Source organism: Nitrosopumilus piranensis, assembly GCF_000875775.1.
Classification (GTDB): Archaea; Thermoproteota; Nitrososphaeria; order Nitrososphaerales; family Nitrosopumilaceae; genus Nitrosopumilus; species Nitrosopumilus piranensis.
In genome coordinates this window covers 1,539,348-1,554,896 of sequence record NZ_CP010868.1, presented here as the reverse complement: position 1 = coordinate 1,554,896, position 15,549 = coordinate 1,539,348, and the positions used below count along the sequence as shown (strand labels likewise).

Annotated in this window: 19 protein-coding genes and 1 tRNA gene; 17 read left to right on the top strand and 3 right to left on the bottom strand. The window is 38.4% G+C overall.

Annotated features, from left to right (window positions below; genetic code table 11):
• Positions 1 to 42: 42 nt before the first annotated feature.
• Both NPIRD3C_RS09400 and NPIRD3C_RS09395 read right to left on the bottom strand, forming a co-directional pair.
• Entirely contained in the window at positions 43 to 498 is a 456-nt protein-coding gene (locus NPIRD3C_RS09400; protein WP_148703894.1) for a 50S ribosomal protein L19e, read from the bottom strand.
• Entirely contained in the window at positions 482 to 886 is a 405-nt protein-coding gene (locus NPIRD3C_RS09395) for a 50S ribosomal protein L32e (RefSeq protein WP_148703893.1), read from the bottom strand. The genes NPIRD3C_RS09400 and NPIRD3C_RS09395 overlap by 17 nt, the downstream gene beginning before the upstream one ends.
• Before the next feature lie 213 nt (positions 887 to 1,099).
• On the opposite strand from NPIRD3C_RS09395, the gene pckA reads away from it, so the two are divergent.
• On the top strand, positions 1,100 to 2,641 hold the full coding sequence (pckA, locus tag NPIRD3C_RS09390; protein ID WP_237087759.1) for a phosphoenolpyruvate carboxykinase (ATP): 1,542 nt from the start codon (positions 1,100 to 1,102) through the stop codon (positions 2,639 to 2,641).
• A gap of 1 nt (position 2,642) precedes the next feature.
• Here the strand turns inward: pckA and NPIRD3C_RS09385 are convergent, their stop codons facing one another.
• Positions 2,643 to 4,610 (bottom strand): S8 family serine peptidase, encoded by a 1,968-nt coding sequence (locus NPIRD3C_RS09385; protein WP_425338875.1) that lies wholly within the window; start codon positions 4,608 to 4,610, stop codon positions 2,643 to 2,645.
• A 130-nt stretch (positions 4,611 to 4,740) separates the two neighbouring features.
• Between NPIRD3C_RS09385 and NPIRD3C_RS09380 the strand changes: the two genes are divergently transcribed.
• The 16 genes from NPIRD3C_RS09380 (at position 4,741) to NPIRD3C_RS10770 (ending at position 15,527) form a co-directional block, all read left to right on the top strand.
• Positions 4,741 to 5,361 carry a superoxide dismutase gene (locus NPIRD3C_RS09380; protein WP_148703890.1) on the top strand — a complete coding sequence of 207 codons (621 nt, stop codon included), beginning with the start codon at positions 4,741 to 4,743 and terminating at the stop codon, positions 5,359 to 5,361.
• 86 nt (positions 5,362 to 5,447) lie between these two features.
• Entirely contained in the window at positions 5,448 to 5,897 is a 450-nt protein-coding gene (pfdA, locus tag NPIRD3C_RS09375; protein WP_148703889.1) for a prefoldin subunit alpha, read from the top strand.
• A gap of 3 nt (positions 5,898 to 5,900) precedes the next feature.
• Positions 5,901 to 7,274 (top strand): signal recognition particle-docking protein FtsY, encoded by a 1,374-nt coding sequence (gene ftsY / locus NPIRD3C_RS09370; RefSeq protein ID WP_148703888.1) that lies wholly within the window; start codon positions 5,901 to 5,903, stop codon positions 7,272 to 7,274.
• Positions 7,271 to 8,185, top strand: coding sequence for an ornithine carbamoyltransferase (argF, locus tag NPIRD3C_RS09365; protein WP_148703887.1), 915 nt, complete (start codon positions 7,271 to 7,273; stop codon positions 8,183 to 8,185). Before ftsY ends, argF begins: the two co-directional genes overlap by 4 nt.
• A gap of 36 nt (positions 8,186 to 8,221) precedes the next feature.
• The gene (locus NPIRD3C_RS09360) at positions 8,222 to 8,704 is read left to right on the top strand and encodes a 50S ribosomal protein L18 (RefSeq protein WP_148703886.1); all 483 of its coding nucleotides are present in this window, start codon (positions 8,222 to 8,224) and stop codon (positions 8,702 to 8,704) included.
• Position 8,705: 1 nt separating this feature from the next.
• Positions 8,706 to 9,428: a 30S ribosomal protein S5 gene (locus NPIRD3C_RS09355; RefSeq protein WP_148703885.1), complete on the top strand. Its 723-nt coding sequence runs from the start codon at positions 8,706 to 8,708 to the stop codon at positions 9,426 to 9,428.
• A gap of 6 nt (positions 9,429 to 9,434) precedes the next feature.
• Positions 9,435 to 9,902, top strand: coding sequence for a 50S ribosomal protein L30 (locus tag NPIRD3C_RS09350; RefSeq protein ID WP_148703884.1), 468 nt, complete (start codon positions 9,435 to 9,437; stop codon positions 9,900 to 9,902).
• 1 nt (position 9,903) lies between these two features.
• Positions 9,904 to 10,368, top strand: a complete 465-nt coding sequence (locus NPIRD3C_RS09345) for an uL15 family ribosomal protein (RefSeq protein ID WP_148703883.1) — start codon at positions 9,904 to 9,906, stop codon at positions 10,366 to 10,368.
• Complete coding sequence (secY, locus tag NPIRD3C_RS09340) at positions 10,361 to 11,791, top strand: preprotein translocase subunit SecY (protein ID WP_148703882.1); 1,431 nt, start codon at positions 10,361 to 10,363, stop codon at positions 11,789 to 11,791. The genes NPIRD3C_RS09345 and secY overlap by 8 nt, the downstream gene beginning before the upstream one ends.
• Entirely contained in the window at positions 11,769 to 12,356 is a 588-nt protein-coding gene (locus tag NPIRD3C_RS09335; RefSeq protein ID WP_237087658.1) for an adenylate kinase, read from the top strand. The genes secY and NPIRD3C_RS09335 overlap by 23 nt, the downstream gene beginning before the upstream one ends.
• Before the next feature lie 3 nt (positions 12,357 to 12,359).
• Positions 12,360 to 12,983, top strand: a complete 624-nt coding sequence (locus NPIRD3C_RS09330) for an EMC3/TMCO1 family protein (protein WP_148703880.1) — start codon at positions 12,360 to 12,362, stop codon at positions 12,981 to 12,983.
• Positions 12,980 to 13,540, top strand: coding sequence for a cytidylate kinase-like family protein (locus NPIRD3C_RS09325; RefSeq protein WP_148703879.1), 561 nt, complete (start codon positions 12,980 to 12,982; stop codon positions 13,538 to 13,540). The genes NPIRD3C_RS09330 and NPIRD3C_RS09325 overlap by 4 nt, the downstream gene beginning before the upstream one ends.
• Complete coding sequence (locus tag NPIRD3C_RS09320; protein ID WP_148703878.1) at positions 13,537 to 14,535, top strand: RNA-guided pseudouridylation complex pseudouridine synthase subunit Cbf5; 999 nt, start codon at positions 13,537 to 13,539, stop codon at positions 14,533 to 14,535. The genes NPIRD3C_RS09325 and NPIRD3C_RS09320 overlap by 4 nt, the downstream gene beginning before the upstream one ends.
• Positions 14,536 to 14,538: 3 nt before the next feature.
• On the top strand, positions 14,539 to 14,985 hold the full coding sequence (locus NPIRD3C_RS09315; RefSeq protein ID WP_148703877.1) for a hypothetical protein: 447 nt from the start codon (positions 14,539 to 14,541) through the stop codon (positions 14,983 to 14,985).
• Positions 14,986 to 15,036: 51 nt separating this feature from the next.
• Positions 15,037 to 15,137, top strand: a tRNA-Ser gene (locus tag NPIRD3C_RS09310).
• A gap of 228 nt (positions 15,138 to 15,365) precedes the next feature.
• Positions 15,366 to 15,527: a hypothetical protein gene (locus tag NPIRD3C_RS10770; RefSeq protein WP_192827849.1), complete on the top strand. Its 162-nt coding sequence runs from the start codon at positions 15,366 to 15,368 to the stop codon at positions 15,525 to 15,527.
• Positions 15,528 to 15,549 lie beyond the last annotated feature (22 nt).

Sequence of the window (15,549 nt, the reverse complement as noted above, 5' to 3'; positions counted from 1 at the left end):
GCTTTTAGCAATTAAAAGGATTTTTGGTAATTGAAAAAAATTCTACTTTGCTCTTTTTGCGACAATCTCTTCCATTAATTGTCTCAAGTGGGCCTTGTTTCTGACTGTGTTTCCACCTACTTTTTTGTATAGTGCCCAAAATTCTGGATTAGTCAGATCTTTTCTATCCTTTGCAATCTTTAGCAGTCGTCTCAATGCGCGGACCTTTGCAACATAGACTTCTTTTTTACCAACACGTGCGCCTTTGCGTCCTTGTTTTGAACCTTGTTTGGTACCTCTCTTGTTTCTTTGGTCTCTTTTGGTTTGTGCTCTTCCTCTAGACGTTCCAGTGAATGAATCGATTCTAATTGTGTTAGCTGTAATTAGACTGCGGATATTTTCTCTTGTGATTGCATCTGCAACATCAGTAAGATGGTCTGAATCAAATTTTATTCTGTGAATTCCAACACCAGTAACTCTGGATGCCAGTCTTTTCTTAGCTTTAAGATTTACTACCACTTACACTCACTCTCGCATTGAAAATTTTGAATTTCTGTTCAACTGCTTTTGCAACAATCTCTTTTCTTTTTCTAGTACCAACACTGTGACCTAGTCTTACTCCATCTGTTTTTGGATCAAGTTTTGACAAATCATCTAAATTGTAAACTAAATTATCTGTAAATCCTGAAGGATGCAATCCTCTTGCTTCTTTTGGTCCACCAAATCCTACTTTGACTAGACCTGGACGACCTCTACTCCATTGTTTTCTCTGATGATGATCAATTCCTTTTGGTTTTCTCCAACCAGTTTGAAGTCTAACATAACGCCAGCTCTCTGGTCTTTTAAAATCAGGATTGTGTTCTTTTGCTTCCTGTCTCTTTGCAATCTTTTCTTTATTGATCGGCATCAAATTGACTCTTGAATTTTGGAATAAATACGTTCCTAGACATAAAAAATAATTTCAGATGACAAGAGATAATAAGGAAATTGAATGCGGATCGAAATATCTCATGAACAAGCCTGGGATTAATGATATTACTTTTGGGGGCGTAACCCTCTGACCCAAGTAGAAGGTACTGCTGCAACTGAGAAATTTTCAACTCAACTCAAAGATTTTGGGATTAATCCATCCAAAGTCCACAGAAACCTTCCTACAGATGAGATGGTACGCATTGCAGTTGAGAGAAAAGAGGGTGTAGTCAACTCAACAGGCTCCCTTTCAGTCAATACTGGAAAGTATACGGGCCGCTCACCTGATGATCGCTTTATCGTATATGATGACAAAACTCATGAAACAATTGATTGGGGAAAAATCAACCACCAATTCCCAAGTGGCAAGTTTGAGAAACTATTAGAAAAAATGAAAAACTTTGTTGAAAACAAGGAATTATTTGTATTTGATGGATTTGTAGGAGCAGATCCTGAGACACGTTTGCCAATCAGAGTAATCAATGATCATGTCTGGCAAAGTATGTTCTCAAGTAATTTGTTTATTAGACCAACAAAAGAAGAACTAGAAAATCACGAACCAGAATTTACAATTCTCTGCATTAATGACTTTAAGGCAGATCCTGAGATTGATGGAACAAGAAGTGATATCTTTATTCTCATTGATTTGACAAGAAAGATTGTCTTAATTGGTGGAACTGAATATGCTGGTGAAATGAAAAAGTCTATGTTTGGTGTAATGAACTATCTCTTACCTGAAAAAGGAATTTTTCCAATGCACTGCTCTGCAAACATTGGAGAAAAAGGAGATACTGCATTATTCTTTGGATTATCTGGTACTGGAAAGACTACCCTCTCAGCAGATCCACATAGAAAACTAATTGGAGATGATGAACATGGTTGGTCTGATAATGGAACTTTTAATTTTGAAGGTGGATGCTATGCAAAATGTATCAACCTTAGCAAAGAAGCAGAACCTGAAATATGGAATGCAATCAAGCCTGGTGCACTTTTAGAAAATGTTGTACTAAAAGACAATGTACCTGACTATGACGATAACACATTAACTGAAAACACTCGTGTTGGATATCCTTTGGATTTCATCCCAGGAGCTGTAATTCCAAGTGTAGGTGGAAATCCTAAAGTGATTATCTTTTTGACTGCAGACGCATTGGGTGTGTTGCCACCTGTTTCAAGACTTACCAAGGAAGCTGCAATGTACCACTTTATGTCAGGTTACACTAGCAAACTTGCTGGAACTGAAAGAGGAATCAAAGAACCAAAATCTGTATTCTCTCAGTGCTTTGGAGCACCATTCATGCCTAGACCCGCATCAGTTTACGCTAAACTACTAGGTGAAAAAATCAACAAACACAACACCGTAGTCTACCTCATCAATACTGGTTGGTCTGGTGGCCCATACGGAGTTGGAAAACGAGTCAAGATAAAGTATAGCCGTGCAATGGTTACTGCTGCATTATCAGGTGCACTTGATATTGTAAAGTATACTCACAATGACTTGTTTAATCTAGATATTCCAACAGAAGTAGAAGGAGTTCCATCTGAGATTTTAGATCCTAGAAACACTTGGATTGACAAAGACTCGTATGACTTGTCTGCAAAGAAGCTAGCTCAAATGTTTGTTGAGAACTTTAAGAAATTTGATGGTGTTTCACAAGAAATCATTGATGCTGGTCCAAAACTGCCACAATAGACTATCTTCTTTTTAGAATACCGACAACTCCAATTATTATAACTGCACCTGCAATTATTGCCATCTGTCTTTCTGGGATGACAAGATCGAATCTCTCTCTTTCTTGAATTGATTTTACATCAATAGTGTTGTATGCACTTGACGAGTTTCCACTGACTCTGATTTTTGCATCAATCCAATACTTTGTATTTTCATAGACATCAATTGTTGCAGTTTTGTCTGGTGTTGCAGTTGTTGTATCAACTGTTCCATCCTTACTGTTTGTAACTGAAATTTTTGCAAAACTCCATTCTTGAGGATGATAAATCTCAAAGAACAGTTTTTCATTTTGCTGTACTGCTGAAACTGAACCAGGTGTATGATGCAGCAAAAATGGAACAACATATTGTATTTCATTGTGGCTTATCATCATCTTTCCTTCATGCTCTCCAAAATTATCTTCTAACATACTCATTCTCACACTCAAAACATTTCCATCTACAAGTTCTCCACTAAACTTTATGAACTCAGGCCCATCAAATGTAACATCAAATCCATCCCATGTACCATCCATTGATTTTAGTTGAAATTTCTTTTGAGCAACATTGTTGTCTGATGATGTGATTGCAACAAAGTTAGGGGGCTCTATGATTAGCTTTGCCTCAAATGCTTTTGCAATGTTTAGCCTTCCTGCACCTGATTCTTGAATGGAGAATTCATTACCGTGGGCATCAGATACAGGCTCAACTGTAGTAAGTAATAGTGACTTTATCTCGTGGTGGTGGAGTTGGGGGTTTTTCTGGAGTAATAGTGCTGCCGCCCCACTTACATGGGGAGCAGCATAACTTGTTCCACTAGTAAAGTTGTATCCTGCATTGCTTTGTGTGGTATTGATGTATGCTCCTGGTGCAACAATCTCAGGCTTTATGTAAAATGGAGATACTGGACCACGGGAGCTAAAGTGTGCAAGATAGTCTGGATTAAAAAACAGATTTAGTACTGCCTCATTTCCATTAATTGATTTGACAATCTCCAATCCCTCTTCTCTATCCATTGATACCACTGGAATCTGCGGTGAATAGTCTGGTTCAATAAAATCATGAATTAATTCTCCCAAGAAAATTCCTGGGACATTGTTGTATACAATTAATGCCTTTGCTCCAGCATCAGCTGCATTAGTTTCCTTTATTGAAAAATACAGCAACTCTCCTTCTACGTCACTTCCTCTCTCTACAATTAGTATGGAGTCCTTTACATCCAAATCTTTTAACTCTCCTGCTTTTCCATATCCTCCAAAAACAAGCTTTCCTGAAATTGTATCTTCTGAGATTTGATTTCCTACCATTGGAATTACTGTGTATGGTTTCTCATCAACTTCTAGTGTTGCAACTAGACTTGATGTAAGATTGTTGTATGTTGCACCAACTGTAACTGAACCAAAGTTTCTTCCAGGACTTCCAATTGTTCCAATTCCTGGACCATCATTTCCAGCAGCAACTACTACAAAAATTTCTTTTTCTAATGCAAGGTTTACTGCTCTCTCAATCTTTGTGTTTGTTTTGTTTACTCCCAAGCTGATATTGATAATGTCTGCATCATCTTCAATTGCTTTTTCAATTGCCCTGATTATCAAATCCGATGATACTCCTTCTCCGTCTTCTGAGACCTTGTAGGCAAGAATCTTTGCCTTGGGTGCTACCCCTACTGCTTGCCCATCAGCTGCAATGACTCCTGCAACCTGAGTTCCATGTCCGTTGTTATCTATTGGTGGTTTGCCTTCTTGAATGAAGTTGTATCCTCCAATTACTTTTCCATCTGGTCCCCAACCAAACAAGTCTGGATGGTTATAGTCCACACCCGTATCAATAATTGCTATCTTGATTCCAGTGCCATCAATTCCTTCTATTCTAGGAATATCTGTTCCGACAAACGGAACACTTCTTTCAAGATATGTCTGAATCTCGTTTTCAAAATGCAATGATTGGGACAAAACTAAACCCGTCAAAATTACAACAATAAAAGAAAAAATCGCTAAGAATTTCACAAATCTTGTATCAATTTTAACAAGTAAAAATGATTACCTGTAAACCAATAAATGGAATAAGCTATCAAAAGTCCCCATGGGAAAATACGAACTTCCTGAAATGCCATATGCTTATGATGCATTAGAACCTCACATTGACGCAAGAACGATGGAGATTCACCACACAAAGCATCATCAAACATACACTGACAAACTAAATGCAGCTCTTGAAACATGTCCAGCTGAAATTCAAGACAAAGATATCTTAGACATTTTGTCTGATATCAAGTCTGTTCCAGAGGACAAAAGAGGTGCAATTAATTTCAACGGTGGTGGTTATGACAACCATAGGCTATTTTGGAACAACATGAAACCAAATGGAGGCGGTGAACCTGGAGGATCAATTGCTGATGCAATCAATGATTCCTTTGGAAGCTTTGCTGACTTCAAAGAGAAATTTTCATCCACTACAGCAGTAATTCAAGGCAGTGGTTGGGGATGGTTAGTATACAATCCTTCCTCTGGAAAGGTTGAATACAAATCAATGCCAAACCAAACAAGTCCTAGAACTGAAGGACTAGTGCCATTGTTAGGCTGTGATGTTTGGGAACACGCATACTATCTCAACTACCAAAACAAAAGACCTGCTTACATTGAAGCATGGTGGAATGTAGTTAACTGGGATGAGGTAGAGAGCAGATTCTCTAAAGCAAAATAAAGTCCATTCTTTATTTTTTATTTATTCTACATTTTTGGTTGAATCTATGAATGAATTTATAACCATAAGAGAAAGCCTTGTTGTAAATGAGTCAAGAACAAGCAGAGCAATTGATGCAACAAATGCAAATGCTTGAAACCTATTTTGCAGATTTATCTCAAAGAGAGGGAACATTCATGAGCGTATTTAGAGAGGCAACTGCAGCTATTGAATCAATAAAGTCACTTAGTCAGAATCCTGAATCAGATACTCTTGTCCCAATTGGATTGGGAACTTTTATCCCAACAAAAATTTCATCCAACAGCAAAATAATTCTAAATATCGGTGCAGGTGTTGCAGTGGAAAAAGATTTTGCTTCTGCAATTAATTATCTTGAAGAGCGAATCAAAGAAATTGAAATTGCAATACAAGATACTGCTGCAAAAAAACAAGATGCTGCTCAAAGATTAGAACAAGGCAAAGCCCAAGTCAATCAAATGATGCAAGCCATGCAACAATCCGGTCAACAACAAGGTCAACCTCCACAATCGGGATAAACCATGTTTGATAAACTTCGTAGTGCGTTTTCTAATGCAGCGAAAAGTTTAGGCGAAAAAGAACTCAATGAAAAAGACATTGAAGACATTCTCTTTGAATTAGAAATTGCTCTCTTAGAGTCTGATGTTGCAACAGAAGTAATTGATTCCATTAAAGATGATCTAAAAGAAAAACTGATTGGCTCTAAAGTTGACAAAAAAGAAATTGAAAAGTTTGTTAAAGACAGTTTGATTTCAAGTATTTCTACACACTTTGATAATGCCGGAGAGATTGATCTCTTCCAAAGAATTAATGAAAAAAAACAACAAGAGCAACCTTACTTGATTTTATTTGTTGGAATTAACGGTACTGGAAAAACAACATCGCTCGCCAAAGTTGCACATATGTTACAACAAGCAAAATATTCTGTTGTTGTTGCAGCAGCCGATACTTTTAGAGCTGGTGCCATTGAGCAACTACGAGAACACACCAATCGTCTTAACCTAAAACTTGTTGCACAAAATTACAACTCTGATCCTGCTGCTGTTGCACGTGATGCTGTGTTGTATGCAAAATCTCACAAAACAGATGTTGTCCTAATTGATACTGCTGGACGAATGCAAACAAGTGAAAACTTGATGCAGCAGATTGAAAAAATCACCAAAGTTGTAAATCCTGATTTGAAAATTTTTGTAGGTGACTCTTTAGCTGGAAATGATACTGTTAACCAAGCACGTGAATTCCATGAGCATGTGAAATTTGATGGTTCTATTTTGACAAAAAGTGACGCTGATGCAAGAGGTGGTGCTGCATTATCTATTGTAAAAGTAACATCGACTCCTGTGATGTTTGTTGGAGTTGGACAAGAATATCCTGATCTAAAGCCTTTTGATAAGAAGACTTTCCTTGAAACAGTTTTTGGAACTCTTGAAGGAGTTGATATTAAGAAAGAACCAACACCAGAACCAACACCAGAACCAACACCAGAACCAACACCAGAACCAACACCAGAACCAACACCAGAACCAACACCAGAACCAACACCAGAACCAACACCAGAACCAACACCAGAACCAACACCAGAACCAACACCAGAACCAACACCAGAACCAACACCAGAACCAACACCAGAACCAACACCAGAACCAACTTCTGATGATCCGTTTGAAGGAATTACTGATGATGAGATTACAACTTATTCAGATTTGTTTGATGTTCCTCCCCCAGAAAATGATGATAAAGCTATCAATCTAGGTAACAAGATTCGTCAATGGATTAAAGATGGAAAACCAAATCCTGGAGAATCTAAAGATGATGATGAAGATGAAGAAATTCACAAACATGATAAAGAAGAACCAAAAAAGAAAAAGAGTAGGTTCGGGTTCTTTAAGAGATGAAACTAAAAACAAAAAATTTACTCACTTTAGCGGAATTATCCCCAAAGGAATTTGTGGGCCTAATTGATGAATCAATCAAACTAAAAAAAGAACTCAAAAAAGGTGGAAACAAACCTCTTCTAAAAAACAAAACACTAACAATGATTTTCCAAAAACCGTCTACTCGAACACGAGTAAGTTTTGAAATTGGAATGTCTCAGCTAGGAGGCTATGCAGTTAATCTCTCATCAAATGACATGCAACTCTCTCGTGGCGAGTCAGTTGAAGATACTGCAAAGACTTTGTCGCGATACACTGATTGTATTATGGCCCGAGTTTATGATCATGACTTGCTAGAAAAATTATCTCAGCATGCAACGATTCCAGTAATCAATGGACTTTCAGATGCATTTCATCCCTGCCAAATATTAGCTGACTTTATGACAATAAAAGAAAAGAAAAAGAAACTCCAGGGAATAAAGATTGCATGGGTTGGTGATGGCAATAATGTCTGCAACTCTATGATTTATGGCGCAGCATTGTCAGGTGCCTCCATGTCTATTGCAACTCCAAAGGGCTTTGAGCCTGACAAAAAGACAGTAAAAGAAGCACAAAAATCAACTAAGATAAAATTGACTACTGATCCTATTGCTGCAGCAAAAAATGCTGATGTAGTTGTAACTGATACGTATTCTTCTATTCATAATGATGATCCAAAGAGAATCAAAAAGTTTCTTCCAAAGTACCAAGTCAACCCAAAACTGATGAAGTCTGCAAACAAAGATGCGATCTTTATGCATTGTCTTCCAGCAAAAAGAGATCAAGAAGTTACATCATCTGTAATTGATGGACCGCAGTCTGTTATTTGGGATGAGGCAGAAAACCGCCTTCACACTCAAAAGGCATTGCTTGCCTCTCTAATTCGCGCTTAACGTATATAAGAGCACGTTCAAACTCGAATTCTATACATGGCCTATTCAAAAATATTGAGAAGATTAAGGGAAGAGAAGACCAATTATAAAAAACGCGGTACAATGTTGATGGGTAAGCGTGACTTTATCACTGTAAATATTACTAATGAAAATACTCAAGTCCAAATTCTAAAGCCTGGAATGACAGGCGACAAGGTTGTTGCATCTGCACACTCTAGATATCTGTTAGAAAAAGGCTGGAAGGGTTCTAGAAAGAGTGTACCTGCAGCATATCTTACAGGATATCTGGCAGGAAAGAAAGCACTTGGACAGGGTGCAAAGGATGCAATCTTGTATACTGGAACAAGAAGATACACCCAAAGAATGGCAGCCGCTCTTAAGGGCGTAATTGATGCCGGTCTAGAAGTTCCAGCTGATGAAGAAACTTTTCCATCCGAAGATAGAATCAACGGAGAACATCTTACTGTTAAAAACGAAATTTCCAAAATGAAATCTACAATTGATACTGAGGTAAAATAAAATGAGTCAAACAGCACAATCTAAACCCGCACAAGGCGGACCAAGAGGAAAAGCTCCACCAACTTATGGTAGAGGCCCACCTGGTGGTTCAAAAGGTGGAGACCGTCCAAGAAGACCACGTAGAGAACCAGAAGAAGAAGTTTGGGTTCCAAAAACAATCTTGGGACAAAAAGTAGCATCAGGAGAAATTACATCTCTTGAAGAAATTATTGAATTAGGATTAAGAATTCAAGAAGCAGGAATTATCAAAAAACTACTTCCTGATTTGAAGAGTGAGGTAGTTGATGTTGGGATTATTCAAAAGATGACATCAAACGGACAATCAACTAGATTCAAAGCAATCGTTGCAACTGGAAACGAGAACGGTTACTTGGGAATTGGTCAAGGTAAATCAAAACAAATGAGAATTGCAATTGAAAAGGCAACAAACGCTGCTTATCTTAACGTCAACCCAATCAAGATGGGATGTGGCAGTTGGGAATGTAGATGTGATCAAAAACATTCTGTTCCATTTAGAGTAAGAGGAAAGGGCGGAAGTGTTACTATTGAAATTATTCCCGCACCACGTGGATTAGGTCTGGTAGCTGGAGGTAAAATTAAACGATTATTGGAATTAGCAGGTCTCAAAGACGCTTGGACTACGGCAAAAGGCTCTACTCCAACAATGAACTCTACTTCAAAAGCTATCTTGGACTGTCTTAGACAGACATTTAGTCAGGGTTGATAAAAAATGGCAAATGCATATCTTGTTGTTAGAATTAAAGGCCAAGCTGATTGTCCTTACTGGGCAACCCACACCATGATGCTCTTAAAACTAGACAAGAAATATCGCGCAACAATATTGCCAGCAAAAGAAAACACATTGGGAATGCTAAAAAAAGTACAGCACTATGTCTCATGGGTTGAACTTGACTCTGAATTGGCAAAAGAACTCATTGACAAAAAGGCAAGAAAATCTGGATATCAAAAAATTACTGCTGAAGACTTGAAGGAACTTGGGTTTGCAAGTTCTGATGAATTGGCAACTGCACTTTCAGAAGGAAAGGCAACTCTATCAAAATTAAAACCACTAAAGCCCTGGTTTGCATTAGCACCACCAAGAACTGGATTCAAGAGAAGCACCAAAAAGTTGTATGGTCAAAAAGGAGTCCTAGGATCAAACAAAGAACTTGGAACAATTGTAAGGAATATGATTTAACATGGCAACAAGATTAAGAAAGACAAGACGACTTAGGGGAGGACGCCACATGGGATGGGGCCAAGTAGGTCAACATCGTGCAAGTGGTCACAAGGGTGGTCTTGGAGTTACTGGAATGATGAAGCATCATTGGAGTACAACACTAAAAGACGAACCAGATCATTATGGCCATGATTCAACTAAACCACCTCACCCAAATATTACCAAGAAATGGGCTAGCGTCCGTGATCTTGATGACTTGTTTACTAAGTTCGGTAAAGAAGAAGGAGGAAAGAAGATTGTAGACCTTCAAAGCGCAGGATACGAGAAACTCCTTGGTGGCGGAAAAGTAACAAATGCTTATTCCGTCAAAGTAACTCAGTTTACTGCATCTGCAGAAGAAAAACTCAAAGCCGTTGGCGGAGAAGTCTTATCTGCTACCAAAGAAAAAACTGATGGGGAAGAGGTGCTAACAGAAAATGGCTGAGGGTACAGTTACAGCAGTTATTAGAAAAGTAGTTTTCAAAGCAGAGCCCTATCTACCACAGGTTCCAAAACCAAAAAAGAAGATTCCATTATCAACTAGATTACTCTGGTGTGGAGTTGCATTACTCATCTACATGGTAATGGGACAGACACCACTATTTGGAGCAACAACCCCTGAATTTGACTTTCTAGCATTTGCTAGAGTAATTTTTGCATCACAACAAGGCACACTTGTTGAATTAGGAATTGGGCCGATTGTAACTGCAGGACTCTTGATGCAATTACTTAGAGGTTCAGACATTCTCAAGTTTGACTTTAAGAAACCCGAAGAGAGAGGTATCTTTCAGACTGCAACAAAGTTGGTAACTTATGTTGTAATTGTAGCAGAGTCCATTGTATATGGCGTAGCAGTCTATGGTCCTGGAGTAGCGGATCCTAACATACTGTATATTATGGTCGGACAGCTGATGGCCGCGTCAATTATCATCATGTTCTTAGACGAATTAATTCAGAAAGGCTGGGGTCTTGGTAGTGGAATCAGTCTTTTCATTATGGCAGGTGTTGCTCAACAAATTTTGTGGAGTCTGTTTAGCCCGTTACCGGCAGGTGATGGAGGAACTATTGGTATCTTACCATACATCGGCCAATCAATTATGGCAGGTGATCTCTCAAATGTATTCTTCCGTTCAAACCAGCTTCCGAGCATCTTTGGTTTGTGTCTTACTGCGGGAGTCTTACTGATACTTGTATTTACACAAGGAATGAAGATTGAGATTCCAATCGTATCTACAAAATACAGAGGTTTCTCTGCAGTCTATCCAATTAAGATGATGTATGTATCAAATATTCCAGTTATCTTGGCATCTGCACTTACTGCAAACGCCGTCTTTATCTTCCAGATGTTGTGGGCCAACATGAACCCGCGTAACAATAATTTCTTTATGAATTTCATAGCGCAATTTGACCCGACAAGTCCGTCTAGCCCAATTGGTGGTCTTATCTACTACATCACACCACCTAGAGGACTAGATGTTGCAATCTTGGATCCTGGACGTGCAGTTGGCTATGTATTATTCATGATTGGAATCGTAATTGTATTTGGTAGGTTATGGGTAGAGCTAGGTGGTCTTTCACCAAAGAGTGCAGCTCAGAACTTACTTGATGCAGACGTGCAAATTCCTGGATTTAGAAGATCAAACAAACCAGTAGAAGCATTGTTGAACAAATACATTCCATCAGTTACAATCATTGGCTCAACTATTTTGGGTCTACTAGCAGGAGTATCTGATGTCTTGGGTGTATTTGGTTCTGGTATTGGAATTTTACTTATGGTAGATATTCTCATCAACTACTACACGCAATTGGTTAGAGAACAAGTCGAAGTTGTAATGCCGCGTTTGGGTGCTTTGCTTGGCAGAAAGTAAAAAAATCATCCTAGTTGGAATCCCCGGAGTTGGGAAGACTACATTATTATCAAAGATACTAGACCACATCAAAAGCCAACAAAAAAGTGTCAATGTTGTAAGCTATGGAACACTAATGTTTGAGGTTGCAAAACAAAACGGTCTCAATGACAGAGATGAATTAAGAAAACTACCTGTAACAAAACAGCAAGAGCTACAAAAGATTGCAGCTGAAAATATTGCTGCATGCACTGAAGAAATTGTAATTATTGATACTCATGCATTCATCAGTTCTCCAGAAGGATACTATCCAGGACTGCCAGAGCATGTCCTCAAAATCATAAAACCATCAAACTTTATCTCAGTTTCAGCAAAGCCTGAGGAAATCTATAGCAGACGAATGACTGATGAGACCCGAAACAGAGACAAAAACACTCTTGCAAATGTAAAGACGGAACTAGACGTCCAGTCAGGCATGATTTCAGCATGTTCAGTAATTACTGGCTCTCCAGTCAAGTACATCTTGAATCGTGAGGGAAAGGTTGATGAAGCAGCAGATAAGATAATTCAATCATTAGGACTGTAAAAAATGGACTTTGGAATTATTCTACTATTTATCGAATCAATACCTCTCCAGTTTGATTTTCTTGGAGGTGAGAGAGGTGCACTTGGCAGCGATGACCCCATCATCAAAGGCCTGATTCTCTCAATGTTTGCAGTTGCCGGATTTGGTATATTGCTAAACATCTTCAACTCTGGAGTCAGAAAGAAGATGGTTGATCAAGTAAAGCTAAAACGAATAATGAAAGAGACTCGCGGATGGCAAAAAGAAAGAATGGCTGCAATGAGAGCAAAAGATACTGCAAAAACAGCTGAGCTCAACAAAAAATCCTCATACATGAACAAGATGTCGATGGAGATGATGCAGATGAACATGAGACCAATGATGATTACATTTGTTCCATTGATTTTGATATTTTATTTCGTATTGCCACAACTCTTCTCTTATACTGTAGCTATCTCTCCAATTCCGCTAAATGTAATTCCCGGAGATTTATTCCAACTGACATGTACTGCAGAGCAAGCAGCAGACCCCGAACATGTTTGTACTACCGAAAACGCATTGTTCCTTTGGGCTTGGTATTTCCTCTCCTCAATTGCGTTTAGTGGCATTATTATGAAACTAACAAAAACCTCAATGGATCTCAGTTGACAAAATCCATTGTAATATCAGGTCCTCCTGCTGTAGGAAAGACAACTGTTGCCAAAGGACTAGCAGAAGAGTTCTCACTACAATATCTTAGTGGCGGTGATGTACTCAAGGAGATGGCAAAAGAGCAAGGATTTGATTCATCAGGTGATGATTGGTGGGATACAGAAGATGGAATGAAGTTTCTAAATCAGAGAGAACAAAATTCAGAGTTTGATAAAAGACTAGATGAAAAGCTAACCAAACTATTCAATGAAGGCGGGATGGTAATTACTAGTTACACCTTACCATGGTTGGTTAATGACGGCATCAAAATATGGCTAGAAGGCTCTCATGAGAGCAGCACAAAACGCATGCAATCACGAGATGACATGAGCTCTGAGGAAGCATACCAAATAACAAAGCAGCGATTTGATAAGAACAAGGCACTCTACAAAAAATTATACGATTTTGATTTTGGTGATGACAAGTCAGTCTTTGATGTAATAATTAACACGGATCATCTCACAGCAAAACAAGTAATTGATGTTGCAACAGAAACGGTGCGAAAACTACTATGACTCTAAAGCAACTAGAGAATCTAATCGAAGTTGATCAAGACATTACTGATGATGCATACGGCACATACTATGACAAAAGAACAATCGAGCAACTACTAAACTATGGAATAATTATTTTAGACAAACCTCCTGGTCCTACAAGCCATGAGACTGTAGCTTGGACAAAGAGAATCTTAAAGCTGCCAAAGATTGGACATAGCGGAACACTAGACCCTCAAGTATCTGGAGTTTTACCGCTAGGTCTTGGTGAGGCAACTAAAGCATTAGGAGTACTTCTCTTTGGACCAAAAGAGTATCATGCACTAGGACGTGTCCACTCCCTTCCATCAAAAGAAAAACTACATGAGATTGTAGAGTCACTAACTGGGGAGATTTACCAAAAACCTCCACAGCGCTCAGCAGTAGTCAGACAAACAAGGACAAGAACAATTTATGAATTTGAAGTATTAGAACAAAAAGAGAGATTACTACTAACTCGAGTCTTGTGTGAGGCAGGAACCTACATCAGAAAACTGTACTATGACCTAGGTGAGATTTTGGGACCTGGTGCAACTATGATTGAGCTTAGAAGAACTAGAGTTGATCAGTTCAGAGAGACTGATGGACTGGTAACTTTGCATGAATTAGCAAATGCATTTGCATTGTGGGAAGAAAAAAAAGATGATGCTAAACTCAAGAGCATGATAAAGCCCGTAGAGCTTGCACTAAGTGAATTAAAATCAATAGTGATTCGTGATTCTGCAGTAGATGCAATGTGTCATGGCGCACAACTTGCAATTCCAGGAATTTTGAAGATATCTCCAAATTTGAAGAAAGGTGACATTGTTGGAATCTATACTCAAAAAGGTGAAGCAGTAGCACTGGCAGAATCCACAATGAGTGAAGAAGAGATTCGTGATGCAACAAAGGGCTATGCATTTGAGACAAGGAGAATCATAATGGCCCCAAACACATATCCTAAAAAATGGAGAACAAAACCTTCTTCTAAAGAATAAAAATTGCTCTCAAAAAGTCTTGTAATATTTGTTGGAATCGGTGTAATTGCTGGATTGGGATATGGAATTTTTCTAATCGATGTAAAAAATACTAGTCAACTAGTATATGTTGAAGGTCCTGGAATTTCAATTCTAACTGAAAAATTTGATTTTAAGAAAGGCGAAGAGATTAACATTATAATTAAAAACACTGGAACTGTCCCGATAACATTTTCAGATAAATCATATGGATTAAGAATTACCGGACTGTCTGGCATTTTGATGTATACTCCAACATCTGCCCAAGTAATTTCTGAACTCAAACCAAATGAAGAGGTGGAACTTTCCTGGGATCAAATAAAAAATGATGGTGATGTTACATTAGAAGGCCTCTACAAGATTTCAACAAAAGGATTTGATCCAATGGGAAAAAAAGTAGAACGTTCAACTACTGTAACTATTTGGAAGTAGTAACACAATTTATAATCAGATTCTAAAAACTAAATTTGTCGCAAGACTTGTGCCGGGGTCGCCTAGCCTGGTAGGGCGCGCGCCTGGAAATTGTTAACCATAAAGCGCGTTCTCGCAAGGGAACGGGAGTTCAAATCTCCCTCCCGGCGCCATTTTCTTGAATACAAAATTCTTTACCAAATTATCAATGAGATGAAAAACCCTACAACCAACTAGGAGAATTCCTTTGTAGGGAATTTCATCTCAATCCAACTTAAAATAGATTTAGGATAAATTGTTCATTAGTTGATTTTAGACTGAACAAAGTCAACTAATTATCTTAAAATTAATTTTGCACAATTCTCTAGTGGGTTATAAGATACACTCACTATACTCTGTTAATGAAACAAGTTACACTAAACATCCAAAGACCAGACCAGTCATTATCTCTGGTTGGAAGTGATGCCAAAAATGCTCTTCCAACCAGTACGTCCTGCAACTGGACAGAATTGGCCGGATTGTCCTGGATATTCTTAGATGATGATTTGACAAATTACGCTTAAACCAACTAGGAGGAGGTGAAAA

Excerpts from the sequence above, each read along its gene's own strand:
- NPIRD3C_RS09395 (WP_148703893.1), bottom strand. The coding sequence starts at position 886 with ATGCCGATCAATAAAGAAAAGATTGCAAAGAGACAGGAAGCAAAAGAA.
- NPIRD3C_RS09380 (WP_148703890.1), top strand. The coding sequence starts at position 4,741 with ATGGGAAAATACGAACTTCCTGAAATGCCATATGCTTATGATGCATTA.
- pfdA (WP_148703889.1), top strand. The coding sequence starts at position 5,448 with ATGAGTCAAGAACAAGCAGAGCAATTGATGCAACAAATGCAAATGCTT.
- ftsY (WP_148703888.1), top strand. The coding sequence starts at position 5,901 with ATGTTTGATAAACTTCGTAGTGCGTTTTCTAATGCAGCGAAAAGTTTA.
- argF (WP_148703887.1), top strand. The coding sequence starts at position 7,271 with ATGAAACTAAAAACAAAAAATTTACTCACTTTAGCGGAATTATCCCCA.
- NPIRD3C_RS09360 (WP_148703886.1), top strand. The coding sequence starts at position 8,222 with ATGGCCTATTCAAAAATATTGAGAAGATTAAGGGAAGAGAAGACCAAT.
- NPIRD3C_RS09355 (WP_148703885.1), top strand. The coding sequence starts at position 8,706 with ATGAGTCAAACAGCACAATCTAAACCCGCACAAGGCGGACCAAGAGGA.
- NPIRD3C_RS09350 (WP_148703884.1), top strand. The coding sequence starts at position 9,435 with ATGGCAAATGCATATCTTGTTGTTAGAATTAAAGGCCAAGCTGATTGT.
- NPIRD3C_RS09345 (WP_148703883.1), top strand. The coding sequence starts at position 9,904 with ATGGCAACAAGATTAAGAAAGACAAGACGACTTAGGGGAGGACGCCAC.
- secY (WP_148703882.1), top strand. The coding sequence starts at position 10,361 with ATGGCTGAGGGTACAGTTACAGCAGTTATTAGAAAAGTAGTTTTCAAA.
- NPIRD3C_RS09330 (WP_148703880.1), top strand. The coding sequence starts at position 12,360 with ATGGACTTTGGAATTATTCTACTATTTATCGAATCAATACCTCTCCAG.
- NPIRD3C_RS09320 (WP_148703878.1), top strand. The coding sequence starts at position 13,537 with ATGACTCTAAAGCAACTAGAGAATCTAATCGAAGTTGATCAAGACATT.
- NPIRD3C_RS10770 (WP_192827849.1), top strand. The coding sequence starts at position 15,366 with ATGAAACAAGTTACACTAAACATCCAAAGACCAGACCAGTCATTATCT.